The sequence below is a fragment of the Kocuria rhizophila genome, assembly GCF_003667225.1.
Taxonomy (GTDB): domain Bacteria; phylum Actinomycetota; class Actinomycetes; order Actinomycetales; family Micrococcaceae; genus Kocuria; species Kocuria rhizophila.
In genome coordinates this window covers 1-19,436 of the sequence record NZ_RCOM01000047.1, presented here as the reverse complement: position 1 = coordinate 19,436, position 19,436 = coordinate 1, and the positions used below count along the sequence as shown (strand labels likewise).

Below are 19,436 nucleotides of genomic sequence, written 5' to 3'. Positions count from 1 at the left end.
GTCCGGGGCGGGGTGCATGGGTTCACCCTACCGAGGTCGCTCGCGGGGCTGTCCGGGTGCACCACGCACAATGGTGGGGTGATCGCCTCCCTCGACACCTCGCCCCGTGTGCCGCGCGCCGACCTCCGCATGCAGATCCTGCTGGTGCTCGGGGTGTCCCTGGGCGCTTCCGCGGTGTACTCGGTGCTGGACCTCGTGGAGATGGCGGTGCAGTCCTCGATCGCGGAGAGCTCCACCACGCTCAACCAGCCCCTCAGCCCGGTTCCGGTGATCGACGCGCTGCGGCGCCTCACCAGCATCTGCTTCGCAATCGTGCCCGTGGTGCTCGCCCTGTGGTTCCTGGCGGGAACCACCTCCCGCATCCCCGCGGTCCTGCGCGGCATCGGTGCGGACGCGCGCCGCCCGGGGCACGACGCCGCCCGGGGCCTCGCGCTGTTCGCCGTGATGGGCGGTGGGACCCTCGTGCTCTACCAGGCCGGGCGGGCGCTCGGGATCACGGCGGAGATCACCACGTCCACCCTGGAGAACACGTGGTGGACGGTTCCGCTGCTGCTGCTCACCGCCCTGCGGCACGCGCTCGTGGAGGAGATCATCGTGGTGGCGTTCCTCGCGGAACGGATGCGGCGGCTGGGCCGCTCGTGGTGGACGGTGGCGATCGTGTCCTCGGTGCTCCGGGCGAGCTACCACCTGTACCAGGGGGTGGGACCGGCGCTGGGCAACCTGGTCATGGGGCTCGTGTTCGTGTGGTGCTACCGCCGGTACGGGCGTGTGATGCCGCTTCTGGTCGCGCACTTCCTGCTGGACGCAGTCGGCTTCCTCGCACCGCAGCTCCTGGCGGGCTGACCGCCTGGGTGGGTGGCGGCGTCGTGCCCCGCCGGATCAGATGGTGACGGGCCCGTCCGGCGTGCCGAAGGTGACCGCCATGAGACCGGGCGTGCCGTGGGGAGCGGACCACGTGACGTCCACCGAGCGCAGGACGTCCTCCACAGGGCCACCGAGCCAGTCCGTGACGCGCTCGGGGGAGCCGGCGATGTCCATGCCGGTCAGCCGGACGTCCGTGAGCCGCGCCTGGGAGGGGTGCATCTCGTCCGCGGAGTCGAAGTGGATCATGAACGGCAGCTGCGGATCCGCGATCAGGCCCTTGACGCCGATCTGGTGCCAGTCCAGGCGGCGGCCGTCCGGGAAGATCCGGCCGCCCGGCACGGAGGGGCGGCCCAGTTTCTGCTCGAACGGGGCGAGGTCCGGGACCTCCACGACCCACCCGAGCCAGCCGCCGCCAGCCTCCGAACGCGCGCGGACGGCCTGACCGAACGGCGCCTTGTCCGCGGCGGGGTGCTCCAGGACGGTCACGACCTCCACGTACTGGTGGTCCGTGAGCGGCAGGATCATGTTCTGCGTGCCGAACCGGGGGTGCACGCCGCCCTTCACGGGCTCGATCCCCAGGCGGTCCGCTATCCGCTCGGTGGTGGCCTCCAGCCCGTCCGGCTGCGCTGCGAAGGAAACGTGGTCCAGCTTCATGCAGTCATGGTGGCACCCGTCACACGGGGGTCCAAATCGGCGGGGGCAACACTACGGACACCGAACTTGACGCGGCGGCCCCCCGGTTCCCACACTTGAGGTCTAGGTCACGAGAGTCAGCGCCAAGCCCCAGCTTGCTGACCGGCAACCCTCCCTACCGCGGCGGGGTGCCCTGGGTGAAGACCTGGCCGTGACGTCGTCCGACGTCCACGGCAAGCGCGGGCCACCGGTCGCCCGTTCGTACGGGCACCGTGCGGACGGTCGCCTGGCCCCTGATCCTTCCGAGAAGGAGCACGGCCATGAGCACTGCACCCACCCCCGACAACTCCCAGGACTGGGCGTTCGAGACCCGCCAGATCCACGCGGGCCAGAACCCCGACCCCGTGACGGGTTCGCGGGCGTTGCCCATCCACCAGACCTCGTCCTTCGTGTTCCCGGATGCGGACACGGCCGCCGCGCGCTTCGCGCTGCAGGACATGGGCCCCATCTACTCCCGCCTGACCAACCCCACCACCGAGGTGGTGGAGAAGCGCCTCGCCTCGCTGGAGGGCGGGGTGGGAGCCCTGATGGTCTCCTCCGGGCAGGCCGCGGCCACGCTCGCGGTGCTCAACCTGGGCGGAGCGGGAACGCACGTGGTGGCCAGCCCGTCCCTCTACGGCGGCTCCTACAACCTGCTCAAGCACACGCTGCCGCGCCTGGGCGTGGAGACCACCTTCGTGGCGGACCCGGACGACCCCCAGCAGTGGCGGGACGCCGTGCGCCCCACCACCGTGGCGTTCTTCGGGGAGATGATCCCCAACCCCCGCAACGACGTCCTGGACGTGGAGACCGTTGCCGGGATCGCCCACGAGGCCGGGGTGCCGCTGATCGTGGACAACACAGTGGCCACCCCGTACCTGGTGCGGCCCATCGAGTGGGGCGCGGACATCGTGCTGCACTCGGGCACCAAGTTCCTGGGCGGGCACGGCACCGCGATCGGTGGGTTCATCGTGGACGCCGGGCGCTTCGACTACGGCGCGGACCCGGAGCGGTTCCCGGGCTTCAACCAGCCGGACCCCACCTACAACGGTCTGGTGTACGCCCGTGACCTGGGCGCGGACGGCGCCTTCGGCGTGAACCTCTCCTACGTCCTGAAGGCCCGGGTGCAGCTGCTGCGGGACTTGGGCACGTCCATCTCCCCGTTCAACGCGTTCCTCATCGAGCAGGGGATCGAGACCCTGTCCCTGCGCGTGGAGCGCCACGTGGCCAACGCCCAGCGGGTGTCCGAGTGGCTCGAGTCCCGCCCCGAGGTGCGCTCGGTGTCCTACGCGGGGCTGCCGTCCTCGCCGTGGCACGAGCGCGCGCGGAAGTACGCACCGCGCGGGGCGGGTTCCGTGCTCGGCTTCGTGCTGGAGGGCGGCAAGGAGGCGGGGATCGCGTTCGTGGACGCGCTGAGCCTGCACTCCCACGTGGCGAACATCGGGGACGTGCGGTCCCTGGTGATCCACCCGGCGTCGACGACGCACGCGCAGCTCTCCGAGGACGAGCAGCTCGCGGCGGGCGTGGAGCCGGGCTTCGTGCGGCTCTCGGTGGGCACCGAGGGGATCGAGGACATCCTGGCGGACCTGGAAGCGGGGTTCGCAGCGGTGGCCGCGGCACCGGGCACCCAGGAGTCGACCCACGAGCGGGGCGATCGGGACCCGGCGACCTCACCGGCGGACCGGCCCCTGGGAAGCATGGAGCCGATCGCGGACGCCGGTGCGGAGCCCGCCGCGGCTGCCGGGACCGGCGCGGAAGGCGGCCCTGCGGCGTCGTCGACGGCGCGTGCGGACGTGGCCGCCGAGCCCGCGGCATGACCGTGGTGCAGACAGCCCCGGCGGTGCGCCGGGACGGTGTGGTGCGGGCCGCAGAGATCGGGGAGCTCACCCTGGAGTCCGGGTTCCGGCTGCCGGACGTGCGCCTGGCCTACGAGACGTGGGGTGAGCTGGCCCCGGACGGCTCCAACGCGGTGCTGGTCGAGCACGCGCTCACGGGCGACTCGCACGCGGCGCGCGGCACGGCCGTGGGGTACGGGGACACAGCGCCCTTCGACATGGCCGGGCACCGTGTCGCGGCGGACACCGGCGGCTGGTGGGACGGGCTCATCGGACCGGGAGCGGCCATCGACACCACCCGCTGGTTCGTGGTGTGCGCGAACATCCTGGGCGGCTGCCACGGCAGCACCGGCCCGGCGAGCCTCGCGCCGGACGCCGCACCGTGGGGCTCGCGCTTCCCACGCGTCACCGTGCGGGACACCGTGGCCGCGGAGGCGCGGCTCGCGGACCGGCTCGGGATCCGGCGGTGGCGGCTCGTGGTGGGCGGTTCGATGGGCGGTGCCCGCGCGCTGGAGTGGGCGGTGTGCCACCCGGAGCGGGTGGCGGCGTGCGCGGTGATCGCCGCGAACGCCCGGGTCAGTGCTGAGCAGCTCGCGTGGGGCCGCACCCAGGCGCTCGCGATCCGGCAGGACCCGCACTTCCGCGGCGGGGACTACTACGGAGGCCCGCACCCCGCCGAAGGACTCGGCCTCGCGCGGCGGATCGCGCACATCACCTACCGCAGCGCGCACGAGCTCGCTGCGCGCTTCGGCCGGGAGGCGCAGGGCGGAAGCGCGTCGGGGGACGACGCCGGGATCGCGGACGCCACCGGTCCCCGGGGCGGCTGGGGTGCTGCTCGCCCGCACCGCACCGTGGACCGGGGGCGCTACCGGGTGGAGAGCTACCTGGACCACCAGGCGCTCAAGCTCGTGACCCGTTTCGACGCGAACGCGTACCTCAGTGTCAACGAGACGCTGATGTCCCACGATGTCGCCCGGGGCCGCGGCAGCCTCCGGCATGCCCTCGCCCGCACCCGCTGCGAGTGGCTCGTGGCGGCGGTGGACTCGGACCGGCTGTTCCCGCCCGAGGAGTCCGCCGAGCTCGCGGCCACACTGCCGGGTGAGCACGAGGTGCACACCATCACCTCACCGAGCGGTCACGACGGCTTCCTGCTGGAGACCCCGCAGGTGGGCCGGCTGCTGCGGGCCACGGTGCTGCGGGACTGAGCTGGCGGGCGGCTCGAAGACTGGCGGGGGATGGCATGGGCTGCATGACGTTCATGTCATCCCGCGGGGGCGTGCCAACGGATGCAGGCCCGTTGCCATGGTGGGAGTCCAGTGTCATGCTCTCCCACATGCAGCCCCAGACACTCCTTGCCGCCTATGACTCGCAGCTGCGTGGCGCGGCTGAAGTGGCCGACGCGCCCGTCGTGGTGAAGATCGGTCCCGTCCTCGCTGCGGTCTTTCCTGAGCGTCACCGAGCATTCGTCACCCATGCCCCGTTTCCCACGGCCGAATCAGAACTGGATGACCTGATAGCCAGTGTGGTTTCCAAGTTCGCCTCGGACTCTCGGGTGGACCACATCTCGTGGAAAACCCGAGCACATGACCGCCTGCCCTCCCTGGTCGCCACGCTTCAGCACCACGGATTCGCTCTCGGAGAACCGGAGACGGTCATGGCGGGCGAGGCGGATGTGCTCATCTCCGCGGCCGCCGGCCCGGAGCAGCTTCGTGGCTACACGGTGGAACGAGCGGTAACGGAAGCGTCATTGCGAGAAGCGGAGAATCTTGCTGGTCGGGTTTTTGGGGACTCCCCGGAAAGGATGCGACTGCAGGAAGACGAGCTGGTCGAGCGGTGGCGCAGCGCCCCTGAATCGTTCGAGATGTGGGTGGTACGTGATGAGGACGGCCACGTGGTGTGCTCCGGCCGCTCCGAGTTCCCGGAGCGAACCGACTTCGCAGGACTGTGGGGCGGCGCGTGCCTCGGAGGCCATCGCGGGCGCGGGCTGTACCGAGCCCTGGTGGTCCAGCGGGCCCGCTCGGCCCGGCACCGAGGGCGGACACTGATCCACGTCGACTGCAGCGAGTACTCGCGGCCCATTTTGGAACGGGCAGGCCTGCTTCCCCTCACCACGGTACGGTCAGCCACCCGTGCCTGCCCCTGACCGCGGTGGGCATGCCCTTGCCATCATCCACGCTACGGCTGCTAACGCAGTCCGTGTATGCGCAGTCCCCACTTGAGAGGAATCCCGGCGTTACTGGTGATATCGCCAGCGAGCGACCTCAGTCGAATCGGTGCACAACGACCGGCTGCTCCCGCCGTTCCTGTTCTCCTGCCGCGGCACTATGGCCGCGGCGACATATCGAGTTCCGCACCAAAATAACGACAAGAAGCGACAGGGGCAAGGGGAGGAGGGCGAAATGGTCTCCGAAGGGCTGGAACATAATGCGTGCCACTAAAAATACGGCCACGCCGACGGAAAGAGGTACAAGCAGTATCCTGAGCCGTTCGGTTCGCCTGTGGTCGTGCCCGAGTGGGCTTCCGTCAAGGTTGTTCTCGGACGTCCCACGACCATATGCCGCCGATCCCGTCTTTCCACCCGCCTCGTGTAGTTTTCGGGTCATTGCTTACCAGTGTAGCCGGAATGTAATTCCGACTTCATATTTCTCGCTGTGAACGGCTCCCGCCGGCCTTGTACCGTCTGCGGATGGATAAGGTGACCGCCCATGCGGGTGGCCGTCGGCGGTTGCCGGGCGTCCAACGAGCTGGTTTCGCCGGGCGCGGCCACAAAATACGGCACCCGCACCCCGGAGGTGGGTTCTAGCGATCCCCGCAGCACCCTGAATTTCAGGGAGTTGCGGGGATCGTGTTGTCAGATGAGTTGAAGGTGGCGTTTTTCCAGGCGCTGGAACGTGGGGATGGCAGCATCACAGTGGCTGCTCGCGATGTTGGTGTGAACCGGAATACCGCATACGGCTGGGCACGTAAAGCAGGGATCCGTGGTCGCGGGATCCCCAGCACCGGGCCGCACCCGCGGAAGGACGAGTACTTTCAGCTCAGGGCCGGAGGCCTCTCGCGGCGTGAAGCGGTAGCCATCGTCGGAGTCCATGAGCGCACCGCGCAGGAATGGGACCGCGGCATCAAACACACGGGCCATGTCCGCATCTATCCAGATGGCCGCCGGGTGGACTACAACACCGGTATGACCACACTCCTCGCGGGTCCTGCGCTACCAGCTCTGGAAGCCCAACTAGATCCCCGCTTCCTCACGCTGAAGGACCGGGAAGTGATCGCTGACCTGCACCGTGCTGGCCACAGCTTGCGTGCGATCGGCCGAACGTTGGGCAGGCCGGCCTCGACGATCAAATGCGAGCTCGATGCCCGTTCAGTGGACGGGGCGTACCAGCCGTATGCCGCTCAGCGTGGCTGGGCAGCATCTCGGCCCCGGCCGAAGAAACCCAAGCTCTGCCTGCCTTCCCGGCTGCGGGACTACGTCCAGGACAAGCTCATGCTGCGGTGGTCTCCGGAGCAGATCAGTCACACTCTGGTCAAAGAGTTCCACGACGATGAGAGCATGCGAGTGAGTCCCGAGACTATCTATCAGGCCCTCTACCTCCAGGCCCGTGGCGGTCTGAAACGGGAGGTCGCAGCCGCGCTGCGCACCGGCCGGACCCGCCGCAAGCCCCACAAACATCCTGATCAACGCACCTCGCGGTTCGTTGATCACATGGTGATGATCTCCGACCGCCCACCGCAGGTCGAGGACCGGGCCGTGCCCGGGCACTGGGAAGGCGATCTCATCGTGGGCCCCGGCAGCGCCTCGGCGATCCTCACCTTGGTCGAGCGTTCCACTCGCTACGTTCTGCTGGGGCACCTGCCCGGTGGCCACAGCGCCGAGGAAGTCCGAGATGTGCTCACAGCGCTGATCACCACGTTGCCCGCACACCTGCGGGGCTCACTGACCTGGGACCAGGGATGCGAGATGGCACGGCACAAACAATTCACGGTCGCGACAGGGGTGCCGGTGTACTTCTGCGACCCCCACTCACCATGGCAGCGCGGTAGCAACGAGAACACCAACGGCCTGTTGCGTCAGTACTTCCCCAAGAGCACCGACCTTCGGCCTTACAGCCCGCAGGACCTCGAGCACGTCTCACAGGAACTCAACGCACGCCCACGCAAAACGCTCAACTGGGATACCCCAGCCGAGCGTCTGCGTGATCTACTGACAACCACATAACCATCAGGTGTTGCGAGGACCCCTAGAAACCGCCCGGGAGGGGAGCGGGCGCCGTCGTCGTGTGGTGGAGCAGAGCGGGAGGGCTCAGGCCTCCTCGGCCTGCTGGGGGATCTCCTCGCCCGCGCCGGGGATCGTGGCCTGGCCGAACGCGGGGCGCTTGGCGGTGATGTAGTCCCCGGAGCTGCGGCGGCGGATGCGGCGGCCCACCCACGGGACGAAGTACTTGCGGGCCCAGACCATGTCGTCCCGGCGGGCCTGACGCCAGTTGCGTGCGGGGCGCTCCTCGGGGTGGTCGGGGGTGAGCCCGTGGTCCACACCCAGGCAGTCCAGGGCCTCGCACGCGATGAGCTGGTGGCCCAGCGGGGAGAAGTGCAGGCGGTCGGGGGCCCACATCTGGGGGTCGCTCAGCTGGTTCAGCCCCCACAGGTCCACGAGCACGGCGTCGTGGCGGGCGGCCACCGTGCGCACGTTCTCGTTCCAGATGGCCACGCGGCCGCGGATGCTGCGCATCACGGGGGTGTTGCCGATGTCCGGGGCATCGAACATGACCACGGTGGCGCCGGTCGCGGCGATCTGCTCGATCACGGTGTCCAGCCGGGAGGCGATGTCGTCCGGGTCCGCGCCGGGGCGGAGCATGTCGTTGCCGCCGGCGCTGATGGTCACGAGATCCGGTGTCAGCTCGAGCGCCGGCTCCAGCTGCTCGTCCACGATGGGCTGGAAGAGGCGCCCGCGGATGGCCAGGTTGGCGTAGGCGAAGTCGTCGGTGGTGCGGGCGAGCTCCTCGGCCATGCGGTCCGCCCAGCCCCGGAACCCGCCGGGGACGGTGTCGTCGGGATCGCCCACGCCCTCGGTGAACGAGTCGCCCATGGACACCATCCGGTGCCACGGGTGCAGGGGCTCGGCGGGGGACTCGGCGGTGGGATCGGGAGACGTGGTCCGGGGCGCGGTGCTCTCATCCATAGGAAATTACTAACACGTATTCCTGGGCGGCGCCGTCATGGTCCGTCACGGGAGCGTGTGAGGATGGGGCCATGGCACAAGCACCCCACGTGATCTGGAACAACGACGAAGCCGACCGCACCGGCACGCCCCTGGTGGTGATGTTCCACGGCTACGGCTCCCACGAGGGAGACCTCATGGCCCTGAGCGCGTCCCTCCCGGACGGGTTCACCGTGGCCTCCGTGCGGGCACCGCAGCGCGCGGGCGCGGGCTTCCAGTGGTTCCCGCTGTCCTCCGAGCTCGGCTTCACCACGGACGCCGTGGTGGCCGCCGCCGAGCCCGTGGTGCAGTGGCTGCGGGACGAGTCCCTGCAGCACACGCACGTGATCCTGCTCGGCTTCTCCCAGGGGATGGCGATCGCCACCACGGTGGCCCGCCACGCCCCGGACCTCGTGGACGCGGTGGTGGGGCTGTCCGGTTTCGTGGTCCCGGTGGCGGACGACGACGCCCAGGCCAACTTCTTCCACGACGACGCCCTGCGCGAGGAGCCCCTGCGATTGTTCTGGGGCCGCGACCCCGAGGACCCGGTGATCCCGCCCGCCCTGGTGGACCGCACCGCCGAGTGGGCCCAGCAGCACGCGGACGCCACCAAGGTGCAGTACCGGGGGATCGGTCACGGGGTCTCACCCCAGGAGCTGTCCCACGTGTCGGAGTACCTGCGGGCACTCACGGACTGAGCACGCCGGTCACCCGACTTATCGTCCGCTCCGGCGCACCCACTGCGGTGGGGGGCGCCGGAGCGCTCTACGCGCTGACGATGCGCACGGGCGGCATGCCGGAGCCCGGGACCGCCAGCACGTCCCCGGGGTGCAGCTGCGCGCCCCGGCGGGTCTCCACGGCACCGTTGACCTGCACCGCGCCCTCGGACACCAGGGTCTTCGCGTGGTGGCCGTCCTCGGCCAGGTTGGCCAGCTTCAACGCCTGCCCCAGGCGGATCATCTGGTCCCGGATGGGCATCTCTTCATACGCAGTGTCGCTCATGCGTCCATTGTCTCAGGCGTGCCCGGGGCGGATCGCCGGGAACGCCGCCCGGTGCCCGAACGTGCCTGGGCGGGGTGGGGTGAGGAGGGACGGAAACGCACCTGGGCGGCGTCGTGCCCCCAAGTAGTTGCACGTCCAATGAACTGGGGATACGTTCGGGGGAGACGTGCATCACACCCTCCCACCATCACCAGGAGAAGCCATGACACTCGTTCCCCACTTCGTCGAGGGCCGAAAGACTCCGGGCGACTCCGGTCGCACGCAGGACGTCTACAACCCCGTGGAGGGCGCGGTGAGCGCCCAGGTGCCGCTGGCATCCGCGGAAGAGGTCGCGCAGGCCGTGACCGCCGCCGAGGAGGCGTTCCCGCAGTGGTCCGGGCTCAACGCTCAGCGCCGCGCGCGGATCCTGCTGAAGTGGGTGGACCTGATCACCGAGAACATGGACGAGCTGGCCACCCTGCTCTCCAACGAGCACGGCAAGACCTTCCCGGACGCGAAGGGAGACATCCAGCGCGGCGTGGAGGTCGTGGAGTTCGCGGCAGGTGCGCCGCACCTGCTCAAGGGCGAGTTCTCCAGCGGTGCGGGCACGGGCATCGACGTCCACTCGCTGCGCCAGCCCCTCGGCGTGGTCGCGGGGATCACCCCGTTCAACTTCCCCGCCATGATTCCGCTGTGGAAGGCGGGCATCGCGCTCGCCGCGGGCAACACCTTCGTGCTCAAGCCCTCCGAGCGGGACCCCTCCGTGCCCGTGCGTCTCGCGGAGCTGGCGCTCGAGGCGGGCATGCCCGCGGGTGCGCTGAACGTGGTCCACGGTGACAAGACCGCCGTGGACGCTCTGATCGAGGATCCGCGTGTGCGGGCCATCGGCTTCGTGGGCTCCACGCCCATCGCCCAGTCCATCTACAGCGCGGCGGCCGCGCAGAACAAGCGGGCGCAGTGCTTCGGCGGCGCCAAGAACCACATGGTGATCATGCCGGACGCGGACCTCGAGCAGGCTGCTGATGCTCTGATCGGCGCGGCCTTCGGCTCCGCCGGCGAGCGCTGCATGGCCATCTCCGTGGCCGTCCCCGTGGGGGAGGCCACCGCGGACAGGCTACGCGCGCTGCTTGAGGAGCGGATCGCCACGCTCACGCTCGGCCCGTCCCTGGAGCCGTCCTCGGACTTCGGTCCCGTGGTCAGCGCCCAGGCCAAGGAGCGCATCGAGTCCTACATCGCCGCGGGCGAGAAGGAGGGCGCGGAGCTCGTGGTGGACGGCCGCGGCGCCACCGTGGACGGGCACCCCAACGGGTTCTGGGTGGGCGCCACCCTGTTCGACCACGTCACCACGGACATGAGCATCTACCGCGAGGAGATCTTCGGCCCGGTGCTGTGCATCGCACGTGCCGCGGACTACGAGGAGGCCCTGCGCCTGCCCAGCGAGCACGAGTACGGCAACGGCGTGGCCATCTTCACCCGCGACGGGGACACGGCCCGGGACTTCACCACCCGCGTGGAGGTGGGCATGGTGGGCGTGAACGTCCCCATCCCCGTGCCGATCGCCTACTACACCTTCGGCGGCTGGAAGGCCTCGGGCTTCGGGGACCTCAACCAGCACGGCACGGACGGGCTGAAGTTCTACACCAAGACCAAGACCGTCACCACGCGCTGGCCCTCCGGGACCAAGGAGGGCGCGAGCTTCGTGATGCCCGCCGGCAGCTGAGCCGCGCGGCGTCGTCGTGCGCCACGCCGTACGACGCCGCCGCGCCCCGCAGTCCCGCCCCGCCGCCGGGCCCCGCACGACGACGCCCGGCGGAGTCCCAGCACTCCGGCACTCCCGCATTCCCGTGACTCCGCGACGCGCGGAGCCACCGCCACCCCTGGAGCGAGGAATCTCATGAGCGAGACCACCAGCCAGCAGCTCCCCACCGTCGCCTTCCTGGGCCTGGGCCACATGGGTGGACCCATGGCCGTGAACCTGGTGAAGGCCGGGGTGTCCGTGACCGCCTTCGACGTGGTGCCCGCCGCCATGGATGCCGCCCGCGAGCAGGGCCTCACCGTGGCGGAGACCCCGGAGGACGCCGTGCGCCAGGCGCAGGTGGTCATCACCATGTTCCCGTCCGGGCAGCACGTGAAGGACGCCTACACGGGGGCCGGCGGCGGCGAGGGTCTGCTGGCCGCGGCACCCGCCGGGGCCACGTTCCTGGACTGCTCCACCATCAACATCTCCGAGGCGCAGGAGGCTGCGGCCCTGGCGCAGGAGAAGGGGTTCACCGCCGCGGACGCCCCGGTCTCCGGGGGAGTGGTGGGTGCCACCGCCGGGACGCTCGCGTTCATGGTGGGTGCACCGGACGAGGTCTTCGAGCGCGTGCGGCCCCTGCTGGAGATCATGGGCGCGCGCGTGGTGCACTGCGGCGGCAACGGCATGGGCCAGGCCGCGAAGATCTGCAACAACATGGTCCTGGGCGTGTCCATGGTGGCGGTCAGTGAGGCGTTCGTGCTCGCGGAGAAGCTGGGCCTGGAGCACCAGGCGCTGTACGACGTGGTCTCCAACGCCTCGGGCCAGTGCTGGGCGCTGACCACCAACTGCCCCGTTCCCGGGCCCGTGCCCACGAGCCCCGCCAACAACGACTACGAGCCCGGTTTTGCCGGCGCGCTGATGGCCAAGGACCTCAACCTCGCGGCCACCGCACTGGAGCAGACCGGTGCCACCGCGCCCATGGGGCGTCTTGCGGCGGAGCTCTACAACCGTTTCGTGGCGGACGGCCACGCGGGCAAGGACTTCTCCGAGATCATTACGACGCTGCGGGAGGATTCTCGGGAGGGGTGAAGTCTCCCTCGCGGGCACGGAGCCCGCTCAGTGCCGCCACGACCGCCTCCACCTCGTGCGCCGCGAGGCCGGTGTCCAGGAAGAGCTGCTCGTTCAGCGCCCGTGTGGCCCGGCCCACCACGTCCAGGCCGGTGGGGGTGAGCGCCACGTTCACCGCCCGTCGGTCGGTGCTGACAGGTTCCCGGCGCACCAGCCCGGCGTCCTCCAGCCGGTCCACCGCGTTGGTGATGGACGTGGGGTGCACCTGCAGCAGGGCGCTGGCCCGCTTCATGAGCATCTTGTGCTCTCGCGCGAAGCTCAGCAGGGCGAGCACCTCGTAGCGCGAGAACGTCAGCCGGAAGGGCTTGAGAATCCGGTCTGCCCGGCCCAGCAGGATCTGCTGGGCCCGCATGATCGAGGTCACCGCGGCCATCGGGCCCGCGGCCTCGGTCCAGCCCCTGCGCTCCCAGTTGCGCTGTGCTTCCGCAATGGGGTCCCTGTTGAGCGGCTGGTTCTGGGGCATGGGCACAGTCTAGGGGCGCGCGGGGGGCGTGATCGGGACCATACGAAAATACATGCCTGCGTTATAGTCGGGCGCACCACTATTGACCTGCCCACCACCTTAGGAACAGGACCATGACCTCAGCCGCAGCATCCCCGCGCGCCCCCCGCTCCCTCCCGGGCCCCGACCTCCTGCACCTGGAGCGCCAGCTGCCCGAGTCCGAGCGCGAGCGGCTGCACGCCATCACGGAGCACCTGCAGGCTGAGGTGCGGCACCAGAGCGTGGACGCGTGGAACAAGGAGGAGCTGCCGCGCCACCTGCTGCCGGCGCTCGCGGAGCTCGGTCTGGGGCAGGTGGCCCAGGACGGGTCCTCGCGGCTGTTCCAGGGGCTGGTGCACGCGCAGATCGCCCGCGCAGACATCTCCCTCTCCGCACTGCTGGGCATCCACAACGAGCTGATCGTGGGCACCATTGCCGCGTTCGGCTCCCCGGAGCAGCAGGAGACGTGGTTGCCGGGGCTCATGAAGCTCGAGCGGCTCGGCGCGTTCTGCCTCACGGAGCCGGACCACGGCTCGGACATCGCGGGCGGGCTGGCCACCACGGCCACCCGTGACGGCGACGGCTGGGTGCTCAACGGCCGCAAGCGCTGGATCGGGCTGGGCACGGTGGCGGACCTCGCGCTCGTGTGGGCCCGGGACACCGCGGACGGCCGCATCAAGTGCTTTGCGGTGGACACCTCCCTGCCGGGGTACACGGCGTCCAAGATCGAGCACAAGATCGGGCTGCGGATCATGCAGAACGCGGACATCGAGCTCACGGACCTGCGGCTGCCCGCGGACGCCCTGCTGCCCGGTGCCGAGGACTTCTCCGCGGCCAACGGACTGCTCAAGGACTCCCGCGCGTGGGTCGGCTGGCAGGCGGTCGGCGCCCAGATGGCCGTGTTCGACATCGTGCGCGACTATGCAATCGAGCGGATCCAGTTCGGCAAGCCGCTCGCGAGCTTCCAGCTGGTGCAGCAGGTCATCGCGGAGGCGGCCGGCAACCTTGCCGCCTGCTCGGGGCTCATGGCCCAGGTGACCCGCGTGCAGGAGGCGGACGACCTGCAGATGATGCAGGCCGCCCTGGCCAAGTCCACCGCCACGCGATTGGCCCGCCAGAGCGCGTCCCAGGCCCGGGACGCCCTGGGCGGCAACGGCCTGCTCAGCCACTACGGGATCGCCAAGGTCATGGCGGACATCGAGGCCATCCACACGTACGAGGGCAGCTACCACATCAACTCGCTGATCGTGGGTCGCGCGCTCACGGGCGTCTCAGCGTTCGTCTCGTAGCGGCGCGCCGGGGACGACGCCGCTGGGCCGGGTCCGGCGCCCGCCCCCGCCCTCACCGGCGCAACCGCCCCGGGCCGCGCGATCCCCCTGCGCGCCGGGGTGCCCTGTTCCGAGGGCATGCTGCGAGGGCGGGGCGGCGAGGTGAGGCGCGCGGGACCGTGCGGTGCGCGGGCACGCCGGCCGTGCGGCGTCGTCGTGCGCGGGGGTTAGGTCCGGCCTGCGGAACCTCGCTACCCTGGAGCGGAACGGCTCTCCCCGTGCGGGTCGAGAGCCTGAGCCCACCGATCCCCACGCGCGAGCCCCCGCGGCTCCGCGCGAGAAACGGAAGTGAGACCGCATGGCCCCGAAATCCACCCTGGACAATGTCATCTCCCTGGCCAAGCGCCGGGGCTTCGTGTTCCAGGCGGGTGAGATCTACGGGGGTTCGCGCTCCGCGTGGGACTACGGTCCGCTGGGTGCGGAGCTGAAGGAGAACATCAAGCGCGAGTGGTGGCAGACCTTCGTGCGCGGCCGCGCGGACATGGTGGGGCTGGACTCCTCGATCATCCTGCCGTCCGCGGTGTGGCAGGCCTCCGGGCACGTGGAGACGTTCACCGACCCCCTGGTGGAGTCCCTGCACACCCACAAGCGCTACCGTGCGGACCACCTGCTGGAGGCGTACGAGGCCAAGCACGGCCACCCCCCGGTCAACGGCCTGGCGGACGTCAAGGACCCGGAGACCGGCCAGGACGGCAAGTGGACCGAGCCCCAGCAGTTCTCCGGTCTGATGAAGACCTTCCTGGGCCCCGTGGACAACGAGGAGGGCAAGCACTTCCTGCGCCCGGAGACCGCCCAGGGCATCTTCGTGAACTTCCTCAACGTGGTGACCGCCGCGCGCAAGAAGCCGCCGTTCGGCATCGGGCAGATCGGCAAGGCGTTCCGCAACGAGATCACCCCGGGCAACTTCATCTTCCGCACGCGCGAGTTCGAGCAGATGGAGATCGAGTACTTCATCCACCCGGACGAGGCCAAGCAGTACTTCGACGAGTGGGTCGAGGCGTGCTGGAACTGGTTCGTGGACCTGGGCGTGAACCCGGACAACATGCGCCGCTACGACGTCCCCGCGGACGACCGCGCGCACTACTCGGACGGCACCATCGACATCGAGTACCGCTTCGGCTTCCAGGGCTCCGAGTGGGGTGAGCTGATGGGCGTGGCCAACCGCACGGACTTCGACCTCACCAACCACACCGAGGCCTCCGGCACCAAGATGCAGTACTTCGACCAGGCCTCCGGCGAGCGCTACACCCCCTACGTGATCGAGCCGTCCTTCGGGCTGACCCGCTCCATGATGGCGTTCCTGGTGGACGCGTACGTGGAGGACGAGGCACCCAACACCAAGGGCGGAGTGGACACCCGCACCGTGCTGCGCCTGGACCCGCGCCTGGCCCCGGTCAAGGCCGCCGTGCTGCCGCTGTCCAAGAAGGAGGACCTGCGCCCCGCCGCGCAGCACCTGGACGCCGAGCTGCGCCGCCGCTGGAACATCGACTACGACGACGCCGGGGCCATCGGCCGCCGCTACCGCCGACAGGACGAGATCGGCACGCCGTTCTGCATCACGGTGGACTTCGACACCCTCGAGGACCAGGCCGTGACCATCCGCTCGCGCGACGAGATGACCCAGGAGCGCGTGGGCCTGGACCGCGTGCAGCAGTACCTGGCCGAGCGCCTGGAGAAGTGAGCGCATGAGCATCGACTACCGCCCCTGGCAGGAGGACGACGACCTCCGCCTGCTCGAGCTGTGGCCGGACCCCGAGTCCGCGCCCGTCCAGGCGTTCCGCGCCCGGCTCGGTGCCGAGGACCAGAGCGGGTTCGCCGTGACGCTCGTGGCCACGGACGACGACGTTCCGGTCGCCGCCGGGGTCTGCTACGCCTCCGCGTGGCACCCGCAGCGGCTGTGGCTGTTCGTGGAGGTCGCCCCGGAGCACCGACGCGAGGGCATCGGGCGGGAGCTGGCGTCCCGGTTGCGGGCGGCCGCCCGTGAGACGGGTGCTCCCGTCGAGGCCCTGCGCACGCGCGTGACCCCGGGCTCCACGGGGGAGGGCTTCGCCCGCTCCCTGGGCTTCGCCGACGCCATGCGCTCCCGCGTGGTGCGTGTGGACGCCGGAGCCCTGCCCGCGCCCACGCTCGGGCAGAACGCGGACGGCTCCGACGCCGAGGCCGTGGAGGACCTCGCGACCGGCTCCGTGGAGCTGACCCGCGCCGTGGAGTCCTTCTACCGGGAGGTCCACGCGTGGGACCCGGTGGGGGACGTGAGCATCGGCGCGGTCAACAAGCAGTTCCTCTCGGACACCGCCGGGGCCTACGGTGCCGTGGTGCTGCGCCGCACGGTGGACGGCACGGACGGCAAGGGCCCGATCGCGGCGTTCGCCGTGAGCTACCGCCCGTTCGACCCGGCCAACCCGCACGACGAGCCGCAGCCGAACGAGGTCGCGGACGTGCTGCTCGGCTACGTGCCCGGTGCGGCCGGGGCCACCCCGGAGCAGTCCGGCGCGGCCCTGGAGACCCTGCTGGCGCTGCTCGTGAGCGACTATCCGGTGGAGCTGGAGGTGGACGACTCCATGGGCCCGCTGGTCAGCGTGGTGGACAACCTCCTGGCCGCGGGAGTCGCCCGCATGGTCACGGAGGCCGAGACGCTGGTGCTGGACTAGCACAGCCCGCGAGAGCCCTCCTGCCGCACCCGCGGTGGGAGGGCTCTCGCCTGTCCACGGGCTGTGTCGGATTGTGCTTGCGCTCGGCCCGCCCACGTCGGTGCGGTGTCCACCGTGGCGCTGCCTGCCCCACCTCTGGCACTCCCGGGCTGCCACCTGGCAGCGCCTCAACCCCGCGCATGTGCTTTCCGCGGTGAGGACCGTGGTAAGACGTTCACGGACGAAAGGACCTCCATGCCCGCTTCCCAGGCGCACTCCTCGCAGCACACCGGATCCACCACGCCCGGATCCGCAGCTGCCGGCCCCTCCGGCGACGCCGCCGCACCGCACCCCACTGGCGCGCCCGACGCCCAGCCCCTGAGCGGGCGGCTGCGGCTGATCGCCACCGTGGCCACGTTCGGCGGGCTGCTGTTCGGCTACGACACCGGCGTGATCAACGGCGCGCTGCCCTCGCTGGTCTCCGACATGCAGCTGACCCCGTTCCTGGAGGGGCTCGTGGCGTCCATCCTGCCGTTCGGCGCGGCGTGGGGCGCCGCGTTCGGTGGGCGGCTCGCGGACGGGATCGGGCGGCGTCGGCTGCTGATGGTGCTCGCCGTGGTGTTCGTGGTGGCCACAATCGGGTGCGCGCTCGCGCCCTCCGTGGGGGTGCTCGTCGCGTTCCGCGCCGTGCTGGGACTCGCCGTGGGGGCGTCGTCGGTGACCGTGCCCGTGTTCCTCGCGGAGCTCGCCCCGGCCCACCTGCGCGGGCGCGTGGTCGCCCAGAACGAGCTGATGATCGTGGGCGGGCAGGCGCTCGCGTTCGTGTTCAACGCGGGACTGGCGACGGCGTTCGGCCACGTCCCGCACGTGTGGCGCTACATGCTCGTGCTCGCCACGCTGCCCGCCCTGGCGCTGTGGATCGGGATGATCGTGGTGCCGGAATCCCCGCGCTGGCTCGCCCGGAAGGGGCGCGGCGAGGAGATGGTGCGCGTGCTGCGTCGGATCCGGGAGGACGCCTACACGCCGCAGGAGGCGGACACGGTGCGGGAGCTCGCCGCACAGGATGCGCACCGCCCGGCGGCCAGCGTCCTGGACCTGGTGCGCGTCCCGTGGATCCGCCGGATCTTCGGTATCGGTGCGGGCATGGCAGTGATCAACCAGATCTCCGGGATCAACGCCATCCAGTACTACGGGGTCACTGTGCTGCAGGACGCCGGGTTCGGGGGCAACGGCGCGTTCTACGCGAACATCATCCCGGGCGTGGTGGGTGCCGCCGCCGTGGGTCTGGCCATGGTGCTGCTCAAGCACGTGGGGCGTCGGCCCATGCTGCTCACCGGGCTCTGCGGGACCATCGTGTCCCTGACCGCCTTCGCCCTGGTCTACCTGCTGGTCCCGGAGGGCGGTCCCGCCCGGGCGTGGGCGGTCCTCGCGTGCATCGTGGTGTTCGTGGGCTTCATGCAGTGCTGCATCGGGACGGTCACGTGGCTGTACATGTCCGAGATCTTCCCGCTGTCCGTGCGCGGGGTGGGAATGGGCGCGTGCGCGTGGTTGCTGTGGATGATGACCTTCGTGGTGGGGCTGACCTTCCCCCTGCTCACGGACGCCCTGGGCGTGGGGTACACCGTGCTGATCTTCGTTGCGCTGCAGCTCGTGGCGCTCGTGTGGGTGCACCGCGTGGCCCCCGAGACCAAGGACCGCACCCTGGAGGAGCTCGAGGAGCAGTTCCGCGCCGCGTAGGGGACAATGGCGTGTCGCCACCGCACCACCCGATCATGTGAGGAACCGTCCGTGTCCTGTGAACCCGCCGTCGTCGCCCCGCCGGAGGAAGCCGGGTGCCCGCAGTGGGTGCCCCAGCCGGACGTCCTCGCGCGCGCCGAGCTGCTGAGCGAGCGCTTCGAGCGGGCGTACGGCCGCGCGCCCGTGGGCGTGTGGGCCGCGCCGGGCCGCGCCAACCTCATGGGGGAGTACATCGACTACTCGGGCGGGATGTGCCTGCCCTTCGCCCACCAGTACGTCACGCTCACTGCCGCGGCACCGCGCACGGACGGCGTGCTGCGGGCGCTGTCCCTGCAGGACGCGGACGAGTCCGTGGCGGACCACCGGCTGCGCACCACCTCCGTGGCGGACATCGCCCCCGGCGCGATCGGCGGCTGGTTCGGCTACGCCGCCGGGGTCGCGTGGGGCATGCAGCGGGTGGCCTCGGGCCACTCGGACCACCCCGTCGCCGTCCCCGGGCTCGCCCTGGCCCCTGACTTCGGCGCGGACCTCATGGTGGACTCCACTGTTCCCATCGGCGCCGGGCTCGCGTCCTCCGCGGCCCTGGAATGCTCGGTCGCGCTCGCACTGTTTTCCCTGTCCACGGGCGACGACGCCCCGGACGACCGCCTGCGCCGCGCCCTGGCCCGCGCGTGCATGGACGCCGAGAACCACATCGTGGGCGCCAACACGGGCGGGCTGGACCAGACCGCGTCCCTGCGCTCGCACGCGGGGGAGACCCTCGCCCTGGACTGCCGGGACTTCGACGCCGCCCGCCTGCCCGCCGATCCCTCCACCGCCGGCCTCACGTGGCCCGCCCCGGACAC

Annotated in this window: 17 protein-coding genes and 1 riboswitch; of the genes, 13 read left to right on the top strand and 4 right to left on the bottom strand. The window is 70.6% G+C overall.

Annotation, left to right across the window (positions count from 1 at the left end; all coding sequences use genetic code 11):
• The first annotated feature begins 78 nt into the window (after positions 1 to 78).
• On the top strand, positions 79 to 843 hold the full coding sequence (locus D9R02_RS07665) for a CPBP family intramembrane glutamic endopeptidase (RefSeq protein ID WP_101888458.1): 765 nt from the start codon (positions 79 to 81) through the stop codon (positions 841 to 843).
• A 36-nt stretch (positions 844 to 879) separates the two neighbouring features.
• Here the strand turns inward: D9R02_RS07665 and D9R02_RS07660 are convergent, their stop codons facing one another.
• Positions 880 to 1,518 (bottom strand): VOC family protein, encoded by a 639-nt coding sequence (locus tag D9R02_RS07660; RefSeq protein ID WP_047979057.1) that lies wholly within the window; start codon positions 1,516 to 1,518, stop codon positions 880 to 882.
• Positions 1,519 to 1,623: 105 nt separating this feature from the next.
• Positions 1,624 to 1,743, top strand: a riboswitch (SAM riboswitch).
• Between the two features lie 74 nt (positions 1,744 to 1,817).
• Here D9R02_RS07660 and D9R02_RS07655 point away from each other — a divergent pair.
• The 4 genes from D9R02_RS07655 (at position 1,818) to D9R02_RS07640 (ending at position 7,590) form a co-directional block, all read left to right on the top strand.
• Entirely contained in the window at positions 1,818 to 3,353 is a 1,536-nt protein-coding gene (locus tag D9R02_RS07655) for a bifunctional o-acetylhomoserine/o-acetylserine sulfhydrylase (protein WP_070636318.1), read from the top strand.
• Complete coding sequence (metX, locus tag D9R02_RS07650) at positions 3,350 to 4,576, top strand: homoserine O-acetyltransferase MetX (protein ID WP_121566690.1); 1,227 nt, start codon at positions 3,350 to 3,352, stop codon at positions 4,574 to 4,576. Before D9R02_RS07655 ends, metX begins: the two co-directional genes overlap by 4 nt.
• A 128-nt stretch (positions 4,577 to 4,704) precedes the next feature.
• On the top strand, positions 4,705 to 5,514 hold the full coding sequence (locus D9R02_RS07645; RefSeq protein ID WP_070636443.1) for a GNAT family N-acetyltransferase: 810 nt from the start codon (positions 4,705 to 4,707) through the stop codon (positions 5,512 to 5,514).
• Positions 5,515 to 6,360: 846 nt separating this feature from the next.
• A complete protein-coding gene (locus D9R02_RS07640) occupies positions 6,361 to 7,590 on the top strand; it encodes an IS30 family transposase (RefSeq protein WP_100205790.1) in 1,230 nt (409 codons plus the stop codon).
• A gap of 84 nt (positions 7,591 to 7,674) precedes the next feature.
• Here D9R02_RS07640 and D9R02_RS07635 read toward each other — a convergent pair whose 3' ends face one another.
• Positions 7,675 to 8,550, bottom strand: coding sequence for an SGNH/GDSL hydrolase family protein (locus D9R02_RS07635; protein WP_070636322.1), 876 nt, complete (start codon positions 8,548 to 8,550; stop codon positions 7,675 to 7,677).
• 71 nt (positions 8,551 to 8,621) lie between these two features.
• Here D9R02_RS07635 and D9R02_RS07630 point away from each other — a divergent pair, with 71 nt between their 5' ends.
• Positions 8,622 to 9,266, top strand: a complete 645-nt coding sequence (locus tag D9R02_RS07630; RefSeq protein WP_102613530.1) for an alpha/beta hydrolase — start codon at positions 8,622 to 8,624, stop codon at positions 9,264 to 9,266.
• 67 nt (positions 9,267 to 9,333) lie between these two features.
• Here D9R02_RS07630 and D9R02_RS07625 read toward each other — a convergent pair whose 3' ends face one another.
• On the bottom strand, positions 9,334 to 9,570 hold the full coding sequence (locus D9R02_RS07625) for an RNA-binding S4 domain-containing protein (RefSeq protein ID WP_019310081.1): 237 nt from the start codon (positions 9,568 to 9,570) through the stop codon (positions 9,334 to 9,336).
• A gap of 202 nt (positions 9,571 to 9,772) precedes the next feature.
• On the opposite strand from D9R02_RS07625, the gene D9R02_RS07620 reads away from it, so the two are divergent.
• Complete coding sequence (locus D9R02_RS07620; protein WP_121566689.1) at positions 9,773 to 11,269, top strand: CoA-acylating methylmalonate-semialdehyde dehydrogenase; 1,497 nt, start codon at positions 9,773 to 9,775, stop codon at positions 11,267 to 11,269.
• A gap of 174 nt (positions 11,270 to 11,443) precedes the next feature.
• The gene (gene mmsB, locus D9R02_RS07615; RefSeq protein WP_121566688.1) at positions 11,444 to 12,376 is read left to right on the top strand and encodes a 3-hydroxyisobutyrate dehydrogenase; all 933 of its coding nucleotides are present in this window, start codon (positions 11,444 to 11,446) and stop codon (positions 12,374 to 12,376) included.
• Here mmsB and D9R02_RS07610 read toward each other — a convergent pair.
• On the bottom strand, positions 12,342 to 12,878 hold the full coding sequence (locus D9R02_RS07610; protein ID WP_121242019.1) for a MarR family winged helix-turn-helix transcriptional regulator: 537 nt from the start codon (positions 12,876 to 12,878) through the stop codon (positions 12,342 to 12,344). The two genes, mmsB and D9R02_RS07610, sit on opposite strands and share 35 nt — an antisense overlap.
• A gap of 113 nt (positions 12,879 to 12,991) precedes the next feature.
• Between D9R02_RS07610 and D9R02_RS07605 the strand changes: the two genes are divergently transcribed.
• The 5 genes from D9R02_RS07605 to D9R02_RS07585 form a co-directional block, all read left to right on the top strand.
• Positions 12,992 to 14,185, top strand: coding sequence for an acyl-CoA dehydrogenase family protein (locus D9R02_RS07605; RefSeq protein WP_039101405.1), 1,194 nt, complete (start codon positions 12,992 to 12,994; stop codon positions 14,183 to 14,185).
• Positions 14,186 to 14,522: 337 nt separating this feature from the next.
• Positions 14,523 to 15,905, top strand: coding sequence for a glycine--tRNA ligase (locus D9R02_RS07600; protein WP_102613535.1), 1,383 nt, complete (start codon positions 14,523 to 14,525; stop codon positions 15,903 to 15,905).
• A gap of 4 nt (positions 15,906 to 15,909) precedes the next feature.
• Complete coding sequence (locus D9R02_RS07595; protein WP_121566687.1) at positions 15,910 to 16,875, top strand: GNAT family N-acetyltransferase; 966 nt, start codon at positions 15,910 to 15,912, stop codon at positions 16,873 to 16,875.
• Positions 16,876 to 17,109: 234 nt separating this feature from the next.
• Complete coding sequence (locus D9R02_RS07590) at positions 17,110 to 18,591, top strand: sugar porter family MFS transporter (protein WP_121566686.1); 1,482 nt, start codon at positions 17,110 to 17,112, stop codon at positions 18,589 to 18,591.
• Positions 18,592 to 18,642: 51 nt separating this feature from the next.
• Positions 18,643 to 19,436 (top strand): galactokinase (locus D9R02_RS07585; protein ID WP_310793812.1); only part of this gene is annotated, 794 nt, incomplete at its 3' end.

What these genes read in the sequence shown, in the direction of transcription:
- D9R02_RS07625 (WP_019310081.1), bottom strand. Translation starts at nt 9,570, where the DNA reads ATGAGCGACACTGCGTATGAAGAGATGCCCATCCGGGACCAGATGATC.
- D9R02_RS07620 (WP_121566689.1), top strand. Translation starts at nt 9,773, where the DNA reads ATGACACTCGTTCCCCACTTCGTCGAGGGCCGAAAGACTCCGGGCGAC.
- D9R02_RS07635 (WP_070636322.1), bottom strand. Translation starts at nt 8,550, where the DNA reads ATGGATGAGAGCACCGCGCCCCGGACCACGTCTCCCGATCCCACCGCC.
- D9R02_RS07660 (WP_047979057.1), bottom strand. Translation starts at nt 1,518, where the DNA reads ATGAAGCTGGACCACGTTTCCTTCGCAGCGCAGCCGGACGGGCTGGAG.
- D9R02_RS07595 (WP_121566687.1), top strand. Translation starts at nt 15,910, where the DNA reads ATGAGCATCGACTACCGCCCCTGGCAGGAGGACGACGACCTCCGCCTG.
- D9R02_RS07610 (WP_121242019.1), bottom strand. Translation starts at nt 12,878, where the DNA reads ATGCCCCAGAACCAGCCGCTCAACAGGGACCCCATTGCGGAAGCACAG.
- D9R02_RS07645 (WP_070636443.1), top strand. Translation starts at nt 4,705, where the DNA reads ATGCAGCCCCAGACACTCCTTGCCGCCTATGACTCGCAGCTGCGTGGC.
- mmsB (WP_121566688.1), top strand. Translation starts at nt 11,444, where the DNA reads ATGAGCGAGACCACCAGCCAGCAGCTCCCCACCGTCGCCTTCCTGGGC.
- D9R02_RS07600 (WP_102613535.1), top strand. Translation starts at nt 14,523, where the DNA reads ATGGCCCCGAAATCCACCCTGGACAATGTCATCTCCCTGGCCAAGCGC.
- metX (WP_121566690.1), top strand. Translation starts at nt 3,350, where the DNA reads ATGACCGTGGTGCAGACAGCCCCGGCGGTGCGCCGGGACGGTGTGGTG.
- D9R02_RS07630 (WP_102613530.1), top strand. Translation starts at nt 8,622, where the DNA reads ATGGCACAAGCACCCCACGTGATCTGGAACAACGACGAAGCCGACCGC.
- D9R02_RS07605 (WP_039101405.1), top strand. Translation starts at nt 12,992, where the DNA reads ATGACCTCAGCCGCAGCATCCCCGCGCGCCCCCCGCTCCCTCCCGGGC.
- D9R02_RS07655 (WP_070636318.1), top strand. Translation starts at nt 1,818, where the DNA reads ATGAGCACTGCACCCACCCCCGACAACTCCCAGGACTGGGCGTTCGAG.
- D9R02_RS07590 (WP_121566686.1), top strand. Translation starts at nt 17,110, where the DNA reads ATGCCCGCTTCCCAGGCGCACTCCTCGCAGCACACCGGATCCACCACG.